This window comes from Mesorhizobium sp. CA10 (assembly GCF_020165285.1).
Taxonomy (GTDB): Bacteria; Pseudomonadota; Alphaproteobacteria; order Rhizobiales; family Rhizobiaceae; genus Mesorhizobium.
The window spans coordinates 46162-60898 of sequence record NZ_JAIUHV010000002.1; the positions used below are offsets into that span (position 1 = coordinate 46162).

At 63.6% G+C, this 14737-nt stretch carries 12 protein-coding genes; 1 reads left to right on the forward strand and 11 read right to left on the reverse strand.

What is annotated here, in order from left to right; translation table 11 throughout:
- The first annotated feature begins 67 nt into the window (after positions 1–67).
- Positions 68–1621: a putative bifunctional diguanylate cyclase/phosphodiesterase gene (locus tag LB535_RS03720; protein ID WP_140845654.1), complete on the forward strand. Its 1554-nt coding sequence runs from the start codon at positions 68–70 to the stop codon at positions 1619–1621.
- Positions 1622–1709: 88 nt separating this feature from the next.
- Here the strand turns inward: LB535_RS03720 and LB535_RS03725 are convergent, their stop codons facing one another.
- From LB535_RS03725 to LB535_RS03775, 11 genes are all read right to left on the reverse strand, one after another.
- The gene (locus tag LB535_RS03725; RefSeq protein ID WP_224631225.1) at positions 1710–2720 is read right to left on the reverse strand and encodes a class I SAM-dependent methyltransferase; all 1011 of its coding nucleotides are present in this window, start codon (positions 2718–2720) and stop codon (positions 1710–1712) included.
- Between the two features lie 132 nt (positions 2721–2852).
- Positions 2853–5003, reverse strand: a complete 2151-nt coding sequence (gene pnp, locus LB535_RS03730; protein WP_095765957.1) for a polyribonucleotide nucleotidyltransferase — start codon at positions 5001–5003, stop codon at positions 2853–2855.
- Positions 5004–5384: 381 nt separating this feature from the next.
- Positions 5385–5654 carry a 30S ribosomal protein S15 gene (gene rpsO, locus LB535_RS03735; RefSeq protein WP_095765958.1) on the reverse strand — a complete coding sequence of 90 codons (270 nt, stop codon included), beginning with the start codon at positions 5652–5654 and terminating at the stop codon, positions 5385–5387.
- A gap of 189 nt (positions 5655–5843) precedes the next feature.
- Complete coding sequence (gene corA, locus LB535_RS03740) at positions 5844–6938, reverse strand: magnesium/cobalt transporter CorA (protein WP_224631226.1); 1095 nt, start codon at positions 6936–6938, stop codon at positions 5844–5846.
- A gap of 107 nt (positions 6939–7045) precedes the next feature.
- Positions 7046–8005 (reverse strand): tRNA pseudouridine(55) synthase TruB, encoded by a 960-nt coding sequence (gene truB / locus LB535_RS03745; RefSeq protein WP_224631227.1) that lies wholly within the window; start codon positions 8003–8005, stop codon positions 7046–7048.
- Positions 8006–8008: 3 nt separating this feature from the next.
- Positions 8009–8425, reverse strand: a complete 417-nt coding sequence (gene rbfA, locus LB535_RS03750; protein WP_224631228.1) for a 30S ribosome-binding factor RbfA — start codon at positions 8423–8425, stop codon at positions 8009–8011.
- Positions 8426–8548: 123 nt separating this feature from the next.
- Positions 8549–11116: a translation initiation factor IF-2 gene (infB, locus tag LB535_RS03755; RefSeq protein ID WP_095765962.1), complete on the reverse strand. Its 2568-nt coding sequence runs from the start codon at positions 11114–11116 to the stop codon at positions 8549–8551.
- Positions 11113–11763 (reverse strand): RNA-binding protein, encoded by a 651-nt coding sequence (locus tag LB535_RS03760; RefSeq protein WP_224631655.1) that lies wholly within the window; start codon positions 11761–11763, stop codon positions 11113–11115. Before LB535_RS03760 ends, infB begins: the two co-directional genes overlap by 4 nt.
- 32 nt (positions 11764–11795) lie before the next feature.
- Positions 11796–13391 carry a transcription termination factor NusA gene (gene nusA, locus LB535_RS03765; RefSeq protein WP_095765964.1) on the reverse strand — a complete coding sequence of 532 codons (1596 nt, stop codon included), beginning with the start codon at positions 13389–13391 and terminating at the stop codon, positions 11796–11798.
- A gap of 46 nt (positions 13392–13437) precedes the next feature.
- The gene (gene rimP / locus LB535_RS03770; RefSeq protein ID WP_140629422.1) at positions 13438–14070 is read right to left on the reverse strand and encodes a ribosome maturation factor RimP; all 633 of its coding nucleotides are present in this window, start codon (positions 14068–14070) and stop codon (positions 13438–13440) included.
- Positions 14071–14224: 154 nt separating this feature from the next.
- On the reverse strand, positions 14225–14734 hold the full coding sequence (locus LB535_RS03775) for a GNAT family N-acetyltransferase (RefSeq protein ID WP_224631229.1): 510 nt from the start codon (positions 14732–14734) through the stop codon (positions 14225–14227).
- Positions 14735–14737 lie beyond the last annotated feature (3 nt).

Consider the following 14737-nt stretch of genomic DNA (forward strand, 5'->3'; position numbering starts at 1 on the left):
GATGCATCGGCGGAAACTCATTTTAAGGAGATATCCGCTATAAGGCCCCGTAATCTGGGGACAATGCATGCCTGCAGTCAGCAATCCCAAACGGACTCCGCTGTTCCGGCTGATCACCATCGCCAGCTCGGGCATGGGCAGTTTCATCCTTGGACTGTGGGGGCTGAGGTTCGGCTTCGGCGACGGCATGGCCGGCATGCCGGCCGAAACGATGGCGGGCGTCATTGCCGCTCTCTGCGCACTTGCCGCCGGCGGAGCAGCACTCTCGTTCTTTGCCGGGGTCGACGAATCGGCGGCCTATGTCTTCAAGGAAACCCATTTCGACAAGCTGACCGGCCTTTTGTCGCGCCAGGCCATGGTCGGCAAGATAGCCGAGGCCGCCTCTGGGACGATCCGAACCGGCGAGCCGGTATTCCTGATCGACATCGATATCGACCGCTTCAAGCAGATCAACGACGCCATCGGCTACAGCCAGGGCGACGAACTGATCTGCGCCTTCACCAGCAGGCTGACGGAGAATATGCCGGAGGATGCGGTGATCGGCCGTATCGGCGCCGGCGAATTTGCGGTGCTTTTGCCGGACCGCCAGATCAGGGGCTCGATCGAGCGGCTGATCGAGAAGCTCATCAACGAGATGATGGAGCCCTATCAGCTGCAGACGCATCTGCAGTCGGTCAGCCTGTCGGTCGGCATCGTGGCGATGCCAAAGGACGGCGTCGACCCGGTCCTGGTCCTGCGCCGCTCGAACCTGGCGCTGCAGAACGCGCGCGCCAGCGGCATCGGCAACTGGTCTGTCTTCAACGCCGACATGGGCCGCGTTGCGGACTATCGGCAATGGATCGAGTCGGAGCTGAAGACCGCTTTCGACCGAGGCGACTTCAGTCTTCACTACCAGCCGCAGCTCGACCTGCCGAGCGGCCGCATCGTCGGTTATGAGGCGCTGATCCGCTGGAAGCACCCGGAGCGCGGCATGATCCCGCCGATGGAATTCATTCCGATCGCCGAGGAAACCGGCATGATCAATCCGATCGGCGAGTGGGTGCTGCGCAAGGCCTGCAGCGACGCCCGGTACCTGCCGGAGGAATGCTTCGTCGCCGTCAACATCTCGCCTGTCCAGTTTATGACCAGGGATTTCGTCGGCATCGTGCGGGAGGTGATGGAATCGACCGGCATCAAGCCCTCGCGGCTGGAACTCGAGGTCACCGAGACGGCGATGATGCAGGACCGCGACCGCGCCGCAGCCATCCTGGAACAGCTTGCCGAGATGGGTATCTCTGTGGCCGTCGACGATTTCGGAACGGGCTATTCCAATTTGAGCTACCTGATCGATTTCTCCTTCGGCAAGCTGAAGATCGACCGTTCCTTCGTCAGCCGCATCGACACCGATTCCAGCTCCGGCGCGATCGTGTCGACCATTGTCGGCCTGTCACGGGCGCTGGGCGTGGGCATCATCGCCGAAGGCGTCGAGACCGAGAATCAGGCCACCCTGCTCCGAGCGGCCGGCTGCGAGGTGGTGCAGGGCTATCTGTTCGGCCGGCCGGCGCCGCTCAAGGTCGAGCTTGGCGAAGCGCGGTCCGCCTTCGGCACGCACGAGCCGGCCCGCATCGTCAGCCTGCAATAGAACAAGCATTCTTCCCGCCGCAATTGTGGATCCAAGGCTACGGCGAAGGCGCCGAATCCACCCCGCTGCACGCTTTTCCTTGATTGCTTCAGCGGCGCGCCGAAAACACCTTGAACATGCCGTCGCGGGCGATCTCGGTATGGCTGGCGAAGGCCGCCGAGAGCGCCTGTTCGTAAGGAAGCTGGCGGTTGGCGACCATGAACAGGCGGCCGCCCGATTTCAACGCCTTCGACGCGGCGCGGATCATGCCGGCGCCGATCTCCGGCTCGGACGCGCGGCCGCGGTGAAAGGGTGGGTTCATGACGATCGCGTCGTAGCGCCGTTCGACCGCCTCGGTGAGCAGATCGGTCCAGAAGAAACGCGGCTCGATGGCGCCGCCCTGGACGTTCAACCTGGCTGCTTCCAGGGCCTCAAAATCAGCTTCGTAGAGATCGAGTGCGGTGAGGCCTTGCGGGCGCTGCAGGACTTCCACCGCCAGATAACCCCAGCCGGCGCAGAAATCAGCGACATTGCCTTTGAGATCGTCAGGCAGGCTCGCGGCCAGCAGTTTCGAACCGGCATCGATCCGATCGAAGGAGAACATGCCGGGCCTGGTCTTGAAACCGCCTTCGATGATCAAATCGGGGTTGCCGGCGCGCAGCGTCGCGGCTGTCTCCGCGCCGGCTCGCTTGAACCAGAAGGCAACGCCGTGATGCTTCGGCAAATGGCCTTCGAGCGGCACCAGGGCGTTGATCCGTTTGCGCAGGCTGTCGATGCCGTCCTCCTTGCCGCCGGCAACGACGACCAGCCCGCCCGGCTGGACGCGCTCTATCGCTTCGGCGACTCGCTGCTCGTTCTGGCCGCGATGGCGGCCCGCAACCATCAACGCCAGGTCGAAGCCGGTATCCTCAGCGCGCGGCGTGACCGCGTAGCTGGACGCCTGCAGCGTTCGAAAATGTGGCCGAAAGCCTTGCACGAGATGCAGCGCCGCCTCGAAGCCGGCAGGCAAGCGGAAGCCGGGCTCGGCGCCGAGAAACAGGACACGGGCATCCTTTCGCGGCAAAGGCAGCGCCTCGGCCTCGAACGGGTAGAACAGCGTCTTCAGCGGCTCCGCGGCCATTCACCTGCTCCGTAGGACCCTTTGTCCGACGCAATTCCGGACGAAAACGGTTGCCGCTTTCCTGGAACTGCCCTGAAACAAAACGGGCGCGACCTCGCGGCGCGCCCGTCTTAAATTATCCGGTCAAACCGATCAGGCGGCGTCTTCCTCGCCGTCCGACTTCTTCTTGTCCTGGACGATTTCCTTGCCGGTCGCCTGGTCGACGACCTTCATCGACAGGCGGACCTTGCCGCGCTCGTCGAAGCCCATCAACTTGACCCAAACCTTGTCGCCTTCCTTGACGACGTCCGAGGTCTTGGCGACGCGCTCATTGGCGAGCTGCGAGATATGGACGAGACCGTCGCGCGGGCCGAAGAAATTGACGAACGCGCCGAAGTCGGCCGTCTTGACGACGGTGCCTTCATAGATCTCGCCGACTTCCGGCTCGGCGACGATGGTGTGGATCCACTTTTTCGCCGCTTCGATCTCCTTGGCATTCGCCGAAGCGATCTTGACCGTGCCGTCGTCCTCGATGTTGATCTTGGCGCCGGTCTTCTCGACGATCTCGCGAATCACCTTGCCGCCGGAACCGATGACGTCGCGGATCTTGTCTGTCGGGATATGCATGACCTCGATGCGCGGCGCGAATTCGCCGAGCTCGGCGCGGGCGCCGGACAGCGCATGCGCCATCTCGCCGAGGATATGCAGGCGGCCGTCCTTGGCCTGGGCCAGGGCAATGCCCATGATCTCCTCGGTGATGCCATCGATCTTGATGTCCATCTGCAGCGAGGTGACGCCGTTGGCGGTGCCGGCGACCTTGAAGTCCATGTCGCCGAGGTGGTCCTCGTCACCGAGGATGTCAGAGAGCACCGCGAAGCGCTCGCCTTCCTTGATCAGGCCCATGGCAATGCCGGCGACCGGCTTTGCCAGCGGCACGCCGGCATCCATCAGCGCCAGCGAGGTGCCGCAGACGGTCGCCATCGAGGACGAGCCGTTGGACTCGGTGATCTCCGAAACGACGCGCAGCGTGTAGGGGAACTGGTCCGCGCTCGGCAGCATCGGCCGGATGGCGCGCCAGGCGAGCTTGCCGTGGCCGATCTCGCGGCGGCCCGGCGAACCCATGCGGCCGGTCTCGCCGACGGAATAGGGCGGGAAGTTGTAGTGAAGGAGGAACTTCTCCTTGTACATGCCGGTCAGCGAATCGACATACTGCTCGTCCTCGCCGGTGCCGAGCGTGGCAACGACCAGAGCCTGGGTTTCGCCGCGTGTGAACAGCGCCGAACCATGGGTGCGCGCCAGGACGCCGACTTCGGAGACGATCTTGCGGACCGTCTTCAGGTCGCGGCCGTCAATGCGCGAGCCGGTGTCGAGGATGTTCCAGCGCACGACCTTGGCCTGGAGTTCCTTGAACACCGAGCCGATCTGCTCGGAGGTGTATTTGGCCTCTTCGCCTTCGGCCGGCGCAAACGCGGCCTTGACCTTCGACTTGACGGCGTCGACGGCGGCATAGCGCTTCTGCTTGTCGGTGATCTTGTAGGCCTCGCGAAGCTCGTCGCCGACGATCTTCAGCATCTCGGCTTCAAGCGCTGAGTAATCCGGCGCGGTGAAGTCGCGCGGCTCCTTGGCGGCGACCTCGGCCAGCTTGATGATCGCGTCGATCACAGGCTGGAAGCTCTTGTGGCCGAACACGACGGCACCGAGCATCAGTTCCTCGGAGAGTTCCTTGGCCTCGGATTCGACCATAAGCACGGCGTCGCCGGTGCCGGCGACGACGAGGTCGAGCTTGGATTCCTGCATTTCGTCGATATGCGGGTTGAGCACATACTCGCCGTTGATGTAGCCGACGCGGGCGCCGCCGATCGGGCCCATGAAGGGCACGCCGGAAAGCGTGAGCGCAGCGGAGGTGGCCACGATCGACAGGATATCCGGATCGTTCTCGAGGTCATGCTGGACGACGGTGACGACGATCTGGGTGTCGTTCTTGTAGCCGTCGGCGAAAAGCGGGCGGATCGGGCGGTCGATCAGGCGGGAAACCAGCGTTTCCTTTTCGCTCGGGCGGCCTTCACGCTTGAAGTAGCCGCCCGGGATCTTGCCGGCGGCGTAGGTCTTTTCCTGGTAGTTGACGGTAAGCGGGAAGAAATCGAGGCCGGGCTTCGGCTCCTTCATCGAAACGACGGTGGCGAGAACGACGGTCTCGCCATAGGTGGCGAGCACCGCGCCGTCAGCCTGGCGCGCGATCTTGCCGGTTTCCAGGATGAGCGGACGGCCGCCCCATTCGATTTCCACTTTGTGTTGATTGAACATGTCTTGTCCTTCATATGCGGAAAGGGCCGCGCCGTCCTAACGGTCACGGGTTCTCCCTTTCCTGGCTTCCTTCGGGCAGCCACGGGCAAGACAACGGGAGGCTCGTAGGTCCGGCTCATAAGCCGAGCGAGCATCCTGCAATCCTGCCCCATGACCGTCCATGGGGCGGTTCCGAATGGCCCTCTGCGCGTCCGGAACCGTGTTTGGCCGACCGATCGGCCGGCTTTTGCGCATGACGCCGGAAACCGCTGTTTCCGGAACGCGCCCTGCGCGAATGCGAATTTCTGGAGCGCGCCGCGCTCCGGCATTATCGCACCGGATCGACCGATGCGCCAATGCGCGACCGGCGGGCCCTCCGAGGAAGACCCGCCGGTCAATTCGTCAGCGACGCAGACCGAGCTTGTCGATCAGCGTCTGATAGCGCCCGTCATCCTTGCGCTTGAGGTAGTCAAGCAGGCTGCGGCGCTGGGAGACCAGAGCAAGCAGGCCACGGCGGGAATGGTTATCCTTCTTGTGGTCCTTGAAGTGCTCGGTCAGGTTCTTGATGCGCTCGGAAAGAATGGCAACCTGGACTTCCGGAGATCCGGTGTCGCCCTTGGCGGTTGCGAATTCGGTCATCAATTCCTTCTTGCGGTCGGCAGTAATCGACATCGTGCTTTTCCTTATCTGTTGGAGGAAACGGGACGCCCACAGCCGGGATGTCGTCCAGCAGGGGCCAGTGCAAGCGACGCGTCAGGGCGCGAAGCTGCGGCGCATATAGTCCAATTCCGGAATAAACACCAGCCCAAATGTCAAGCCGGCTTGTCGCAGGTCTTGCCGCGAAAACAAAGGGTTCAGCGGCTATAGCCACTTCTTCCATTTGAAGAAGAAGATCAGTCCGGCGGCGACAAGCGCCATGAACACAATTGCCACCGGATAACCGTAATAGGCTTTCAGCTCCGGCATGTTCCAGGGCGAGCTTTGCGGATCGAAATTCATCCCCCAGACGCCGACCAGGAAGGTCAGCGGCATGAAGATCACCGAGACGATCGTCAAATAGGAAATGACGTCATTGGTGCGGGCCTGGGTCAGCGAGACATGCATCTCGATCAGGCCGGTGAGCATGTCGCGCTGGTTCTCGACCAGCTCGATCAGACGCAGCGAATGGTCGAGCGTGTCATTGAAGAAGATCTTGGTCTCCGCCTTCACGAAGGCCACGTCGTTGCGGATCAGCGTCGCCAGCGTGTCGCGCATCGGCCACAGCACGCCTTTGAGCACGTTGGCGTCACGCCGCAATTCATGCAGTTGCCGCATCTGGTGCTTGTGCGGCTTATTCAGCATCTCGTCCTCGATGCCGTCGACCAATTCGCTCGCCGCCTCGATCGGTGGGAAATAGCTGTCGACGATGGCATCGATCAGCGCATAGGCAAGATAGTCGGCCCCGCGCGAGCGCAGGCGGTTGGGCATCGCGGCCGCAATGCGCTTGCGCACCGGATCGAACGGATCGCCTTCGCGCTCCTGGAACGTGACGACGAAATTGCCGCCGAAGAACAACGCGATCTGCTCGTAGCGATGCGAGGTGACATCGTCGATCATGCGCATGACGACGAAGGCATGATCCTCGAAGAAATCCACCTTGGGCCGCTGTCCAGTGTTGACGACGTCCTCCAGCGCCAGCGGATGCAGGCTGAAGATGCGGCCGATCTCCTCGATCAGCGGGATATTGGCAAGTCCGGTGCAATCCAGCCAGACGACAGGCCATTTCTCGCAATGCGCGTTGAGATCGTCGATCGAGGCATTGTCGATTGTTTTGTATTTCTCGGGCGAGATCAGCGTCAGCCGCAGCTCGCTGCGGCGCGCCGCCGGATCGGCGATAAGCGTGCCTGGCGACGCCCCAACCGGCGGCCGGCGGGTTTTCAGCGGTTCCCGCTTCTTGCCTGCATCAGCCTTGGCCATGAGATATCCTCGGGACTCAGCATTCGGCCTAGATTAGAGCAATTCCAGCAAAAGTGCGCAGCGGTTTCCCGTCCGGAATTGCGTAATAACAAACAGTTAGGCCGGATTCACCCGACAAAGACCCGCTTGGGCTTGAACATGCCCTGCTCGATGGCGCCGATAGCGACGAGCTTGCCGCGCGAGGTGGCGCAGGCCTCTTCGGCCTCGACCGGCGCGTCGCGACCGCGAATGATGACGGGATTGCCGAGGCGGATCTTCGTCGCCGCGTCGTCGCTGACCGCGACCTGCGGCAGGCAGTCGAGCGCCGCCGCCGTTTCGACAAGCAGGGCATCGATGGCGCTGAAGTCGACCGGGGCGTCTATTTTATCGGATTTGTCGTCATCCTTTTCGCCAAAGCGAGCCGCTTCCAGTTCGGCGACAGTGACGAAATCCTCCGGCGTGAACGGCTCGACCTCGACGCGGCGCAATTCGGCGATGTGGCCGAAGCAGCCGAGATCGCGGCCCAGGTCGCGGGCCAGCGAGCGCACATAGGTGCCCTTGCCGCATTCGACCTCGAAGACAGTCTTGTCGGCACCATGTTCGACAATATCCAAACGGCCGATTTCAATTTCCCGCGCGGGTATCTCGACCGTCTCGCCTTCACGGGCAAGGTCATAGGCGCGTTCGCCGGCGATCTTGATGGCCGAGAATTGCGGCGGCGTCTGCATGATGACGCCGGTGTATTTCGGCAGCAGCGCCCTCACCTCCGCCTCGTCCGGCCGACGGTCGGAATTGTTAGTCACCGGGCCTTCGAGGTCGTCGGTAGAGCGCTCTTCGCCCCACGCGACGGTGAAGCGGTAGACCTTGGCGCCGTCCTGCACATAGGGAACAGTCTTGGTCGCCTCGCCGAGCGCGATCGGCAACATGCCGGAAGCCAGCGGATCGAGCGTGCCGGCATGGCCGGCCTTCTCAGCTTGAAACAGCCATTTGACCTTGGAAACCGCCTCGGTCGAGCCCATGCCGACCGGCTTGTCCAGCACCACCCAACCGGAGACCGGCCGCCCCTTCTTCTTACCGCGACGCGCCACCACCTATTCCTCGTCCTTGTCGTTGTTCTTGCCGTCACCGAGATCGCGTGCGACTTCCGGCGATTTCAGCAGTTCATTGATCTTCGCGAAATTGTCGAAGGAAGTGTCGAGCCTAAAGCGAAACTCCGGCATGTACTTCATCTGCCTGAGCGCGCCGGAGACGCGGCCGCGGATGAATTTCGCGTGCCTGTTGAGCGCCTCGATCACGGCGCTCTCGTCGCCTGCGCCAAGCGGCGAGACGAAGGCGGTGGCAATCTTGAGGTCGGGCGACATGCGCACCTCGGACACAGAGACGACGCTGTTCTCGATAACCGGATCGATAATCTCGCCGCGCTGCAAGGTCTCGGAAAGGGCATGGCGCACCTGCTCGCCGACGCGCAGCATGCGCTGGGAGGGGCCTGACGGTGTCGAACGGGGCATTTTCTCTGGTCCTGAAATCGTGAAGCGCGGGATGGGACCGCGCCACATGTCTCAACATGCATGAGGGATCTGGGCGGCAGCCTTTCGGCCGCCGCCTTTTATTATTCGTCAAGTATACCCGAATTAGAGCGTTCTGGTTACCATCTCGACGCGGAAGCACTCGATGATGTCGCCGACACGCATGTCCTCGTAGTTCTGGAAGGCCATGCCGCATTCCTGGCCGCCCGGCACTTCCGCAACCTCGTCTTTGAAGCGCTTCAGCGTCTTCAGCGTGCCTTCGTGGATCACGACGTTGTCGCGGATCAGGCGAACACCCGCGCCACGCTCGACCTTGCCTTCGGTGACACGGCAGCCGGCGATCTTGCCGACCTTGGAGATGTCGAAGATCTCGAGGATCTCGGCATTGCCGATGAAGGTCTCGCGCCGCTCCGGCGAAAGCATGCCGGAAAGCGCCGCCTTCACGTCATCGACGAGGTTGTAGATGATCGAGTAGTAGCGGATCTCGATGCCGGCCGCGGCCGCGGCCGCACGCGCCTGCGCATTGGCGCGGACGTTGAAGCCGATGATCGCCGCTCCGGACGTCTCGGCGAGCGAGACATCGCTTTCGGTGATGCCGCCGGCGCCGGCATGGACGATGCGCGCGCGCACCTCGTCATTGCCGAGCTTTTCAAGGGCGGCATTGATCGCCTCGATCGAACCCTGCACGTCGCCCTTGATGACCAGCGGGAATTCCTTCAATCCGCTCGTCTGCAGCTGCGACATCATCTGCTCGAGCGAGCCGCGCTGGCCGGCATGCTTGGCCACTGCCTTGTCGCGCGCCAGGCGCTGGCGGTATTCGGTGATCTCACGGGCGCGCGCCTCGTTGTTGACGACGGCGAAGCGGTCGCCCGCCTGCGGCGTGCCCTGGAGGCCAAGCACCTCGACCGGCATTGCCGGCGGCGCTTCCGGCACATGCTCGCCGCGATCGTTGACGAGCGCGCGCACACGGCCCCACTCGTTGCCGGCGACGATGATGTCGCCCGGCATCAGCGTGCCGGTCTGCACCAGCACCGTGGCGACGGGACCGCGTCCCTTGTCCAGCTGCGCCTCGATGACCGCGCCTTCGGCGGTGCGGTCCGGATTGGCCTTGAGGTCGAGGACTTCGGACTGCAGCAGGATCGCTTCCAAGAGCTTGTCGAGATTGATGCCCTTGGTCGCCGAAACCTCGACGTCCAACACCTCACCGCCCATCGATTCCACGAACACTTCGTGGCGCAGCAGTTCGGTCCGCACCTTCTGCGGGTCGGCATCTCGCTTGTCGATCTTGTTGATGGCCACGATGATCGGCACGCCGGCCGCCTTGGCGTGATTGATCGATTCGATCGTCTGCGGCATCACGCTGTCGTCGGCCGCCACCACCAGCACCGCGATGTCGGTAACCTGGGCGCCACGGGCGCGCATGGCCGTGAAGGCCGCGTGGCCGGGCGTGTCGATGAAGGTGATCTTCTGACCGTTCTTCTCGATCTGGTAGGCACCGATATGCTGGGTGATGCCGCCGGCCTCGCCGGAGACGACATTGGCGTTGCGGATCGCGTCGAGCAGCGAGGTCTTGCCGTGGTCGACATGGCCCATGATCGTCACGACCGGCGGACGCGACACAAGGTCTTCCGGGCGGTCGGCGATGTTGAACAGGCCTTCCTCGATGTCGGATTCGGCGACGCGGCGGACCGTGTGGCCGAATTCGGAGGCGACCAGTTCGGCCGTGTCGGCGTCGATGACGTCGCCCGGCTTCAGGATCTGGCCCTGCTTCATGAAGAACTTGACCACGTCCACGGCGCGCTCGGACATGCGTTGCGCCAGTTCCTGGATGGTGATGGTTTCGGGCAGGATCACTTCGCGCATGACTTTCTCGCGCGGCTCATTGTGAAGCGCGCGTTTGAATTTTTCCTGGCGGCGACGCATCGACGATAGCGAACGGGCGCGTGCGTCGTCATCCGACAGCGCCGAGTTCAGCGTCAGCTTGCCGCGGCGGCGATCTTCCTCGCCCTTTGTCGGCTTGGCAGGCCTTGCCACTTCCGGAGTCGCAAGACGGCGCGGTGGCGCACTCGCGGCACCGGCACCGGTACGCCTCGGCTTGGCCTCCTCCTCGTCGTCAGCGGTGGCGACATCCGCAGCCAGCGGCGCGCGGCGGCGAGCCTCTTCCTCGGCGCGCCGGCGGGCCTCGGCCTCAGTCTGCAGGCGTGCCTCCTCCTCGGCCTGACGGCGCGCGGATTCGTCGCGCTCGCGCTTGCGGCGTTCCTCTTCCTCGGCGCGGCGCTTGGCATCTTCCTGAGCGCGCAAGCGATCCTCGGCCTCGCGGGCCTTGGAGCCTTCCAGCGCCTTGCGGCGCGCTTCCATCTCGCCGCGCGAGAGCTCGTTCAGGACCATGCCGGAACGCTCCGGCGGCGGAGGCGGCGCCTTCGGCGCTTCCTGCACGACAGGCGCGGCGGCAACGGCGGGCTTCGGCGTGAAGACGGACGCAGCCACCGGTTCCGGCTTGTCGCCGGGCAGCGAGAACTTGCGCTTCTTGGTCTCGACCACGACCGACTTGGTGCGGCCATGCGAGAAATTCTGGCGCACGGTGCCCTGCTCGAGGCCGGGGCGCTTCAGCGTCAAGGTCTTCTTCGGCGTCACGCTCAACGTCTTGTCGTCGCCCGATTTCGTATCGCTCATTCCATATCCTCTGCGGCATCATCTTCGTCAGCAACGGCCGCAAGCATTGCCAGATCGTTCGGGGTACCGCCCCGATATCGGTCGAGCGCAACTACGCGCTTCTCAACCGCCTGTCCCGCGTCCTGCGCGAGAACGGCAGCATGTATCACATTTGTACCCCCCAATGCCAAGCTCAACTCGGCTTCGGGGAAAAGTTTGTAGGCAAGGATGGCCGGTCCGCCGAGATGGACGGTTGCCCGCCGCGCCTGACTGATCTTGCGGACACCGTCGTCCGAAGCCTCGGTCGCATGCAGCACCAGAAGCGCCAGCCCGTCGCGCACCGCGCCTTCGACCTTGGCGGCGCCAAGGACGACGGCGCCAGCCTTGCGAGCAAGGCCGAGCATGCCCAGAGCGGATCTGGAGAGCAGCCCGTCGACCATGCCGCCGAGATCGGCCGGAACGGTCACCTGCGCCTTGAAGGCACGGGCAAACAGGTTCTTGGCCGCTGCCTTCTCGATATGTAGGCGATCGGCAGTAACCCAGCAACCGCGGCCGGGCAGATTTCTCTTGATGTCCGGAACGACGGCCGAATCCGGGCCGACGACGAAGCGGATCAGTTCATCCGCTTCGGCCTGCCTGCGCGTAACGATGCAAGTGCGATCGTTCATCTCGTCCACGGGCTTTGCGATTGGTGGTCACCTCACGCACCAACGGTTTCGTCGGCCGCTGCCTCTTCGGCAGCGAGTTCTTCCTCGGTGATCCAGCCGGCCTGCTTGCGGGCGGCGAGCACCATCTGCTCCGCCTCCGCGCGCGAGACGCCGTGGCTGGCGAGCACGCCCGGATAGACCTTGGTCTCGCCGTCCTTGCGCTCTTTCCAGCCGATCAGATCGTCGGCGGCATAGCCGGCGAAGTCCTCGACCGTCTTCACGCCGTCCTCGCCGAGCGTCACCATCATGGCGGTGGTGATGCCGGGAATGTCGCGCAGTTCGTCCTTCACGCCCAGCGCCTTGCGCTTTTCGTCGTGCTCGGCCTCGATCTTCTCCAGATATTCGCGGGCGCGGGTCTGGATTTCCGAAGCGGTGTCCTCGTCGAAGCCATCGATCGAGGAAATTTCGCCAGAGTCGACATAGGCGACTTCCTCGACGCTGGTGAAGCCTTCGGAGGCAAGCACCTGGCCGACCATCTCGTCGACGTCGAGCGCTTCCATGAAGAGCGCCGAACGCTCGACGAATTCCTTCTGGCGACGCTCGCTTTCTTCCTGCTCGGTCAGGATGTCGATATCCCAGCCGGTGAGCTGCGAGGCAAGGCGCACGTTCTGGCCGCGGCGGCCGATCGCCAGCGACAGCTGGTCGTCCGGTACCACCACCTCGATGCGCTCGGCGTCCTCGTCGAGCACCACCTTGGCGACCTCGGCCGGCTGCAGCGCGTTGACGATGAAGGACGCGGCCGATGGCGACCACGGAATGATATCGATCTTCTCGCCCTGCAATTCGCCGACCACCGCCTGGACGCGGCTGCCGCGCATGCCGACGCAGGCGCCGACCGGATCGATCGAGGAATCGCGCGAGATAACGGCGATCTTGGCGCGCGAGCCCGGATCGCGGGCGACCGACTTGATCTCGATGATGCCGTCGTAGATTTCCGGCACTTCCATGGTGAACAGCTTGGCCATGAACTGCGGATGGGTGCGCGACAGGAAGATCTGCGGGCCGCGCTGCTCGCGGCGCACGTCATAGACATAGGCCCGCACGCGGTCGCCATATTTATAGTTCTCGCGCGGGATCAGCTCGTCGCGGCGGATGATCGCCTCGCCTCGGCCGAGATCGACGATGACATTGCCGTACTCGACGCGCTTGACGGTGCCGTTGACGATCTCGCCGATGCGATCCTTGTACTCGTCATACTGGCGATCGCGCTCGGCCTCACGCACCTTCTGCACGATGACCTGCTTGGCCGACTGCGCGGCGATGCGGCCGAAATCCATGGGCGGCAGCTGCTCGGCGATGAAGTCACCGATCTGGGCGTCGGGGTTGCGCTCGCGCGCCGTGGAAAGCGCGATCTGCGTCGCGTAGTCCTCGACCTTCTCGACCACTTCCATCAGCCGCTGCAGCTTCATCTCGCCGGTGTTCGGGTTGATGTCGGCGCGGATGTTGGTCTCCTGACCGTAACGAGAGCGCGCTGCCTTTTGGATCGCATCGGCCATGGCGGCGATGACGATCTGCTTGTCGATCGACTTTTCACGCGCGACCGCGTCGGCGATCTGCAGCAGTTCAAGCCTGTTGGCGCTTACAACCATTGTCTTTCTCCCGATTTCGCGCCGGGCATACGGCCCGGCTACTCAATCAACTTTCCTGTTCGGTTTCATTTTCCTCGCCGTCGGCGGCGTCTTCCGCCTCGCCACGGCGCTTCCTGGCTTCCTTGCGCGCCCGGTTGTCCTTCGACAGGGCATCGCGGATGAGATCGTCGGTCAGCACCAGCCGGGCCTCGGCGATCGCGTCGTAAGGCACGCGCACCGTCGGCTCTTCGCCATAGGCCGCCTTGTCGCGCTCGATCAGGATGCCATCGGCATCCGCCTCGGCGATCTTGCCCTTGAAGCGTTTGCGGTCGCCGACAAGAACCGATGTCTCCAGCTTGACCAGATGGCCGGTCCAGGCGGTGAAATCCGACTTGCGCACCAGCGGCCGGTCGATGCCTGGCGAGGAAACTTCCAAATGATACGCCTTTTCGATCGGATCATCGACATCGAGCGCCGGCGACACGGCGCGGCTGACCTCTTCGCAATCCTCGACGGTCATAGTGCCGTCCTCGCGTTCGGCCATGATCTGCAGCGTCAGCCCGTTCTGGCCGGTCAACTGCACCCGCACGAGCCGGAAGCCGATGGCCTTGAGCACCGGCTGCACGATCAGCGCAATGCGCGCATCGATACCGCTTTCGCGGATGATACGGTCGTCGGCCTCGCTTGCCGCTGCAGTCATCAGATCCCTGTCGTTTTTTGGCTTCCGGCCGGCGGGTAATAAAAAAGAGCGGGACCGGGTGGACCCACTCTTCGTCATACCGACCAAGAATTTGAGGCTGATATAGACGATTGCCGCCGGCGTTTCAAGCCTGCCGGCACAGGCGGTGCCTACCTTACCTTTGTGCCTCCACGAGCGAAGCGGCGATCGCCGCGATCGAACGAAGCAGGACAAGCGGATCGTCCTTCGTCGGGAGAAATCCCCGCCGTTGCCAGAATTGCGCCGCTTCCGCGTCGACTGCATTGACCATCAAAGCGCGGCCGCCGATCAGGTCCGCCGCTTGAACACACCGCTGAAGTGCATGTTTCACCAAGCCCGTGCCGATGCCGCGCCCGGCCCATCCGGTATCGGTCGCAAGCTGGCCAAGGAGCAGGCATGGCACCGGGTCGGGCGGTTGCCCCGTGCGGATCGACCGGGGCAGGATCGACGGCAAGACGGCCGTCGGCGCCAAGCCGTAGTATCCGACCACGCGGCCGGCTTCGTGAACAACGAGAACGGCCGTAAAACCCTTCTCCTGATTGGAGAGCGCGCGGGCTTTCAGCCAGTGATCAAGCGCAGGCTTCCCGCAGGAAAATTCCGACACGTCGTGGACTGCGGTGAGCGGTTCGGGCGCCGATAACGCCACCGG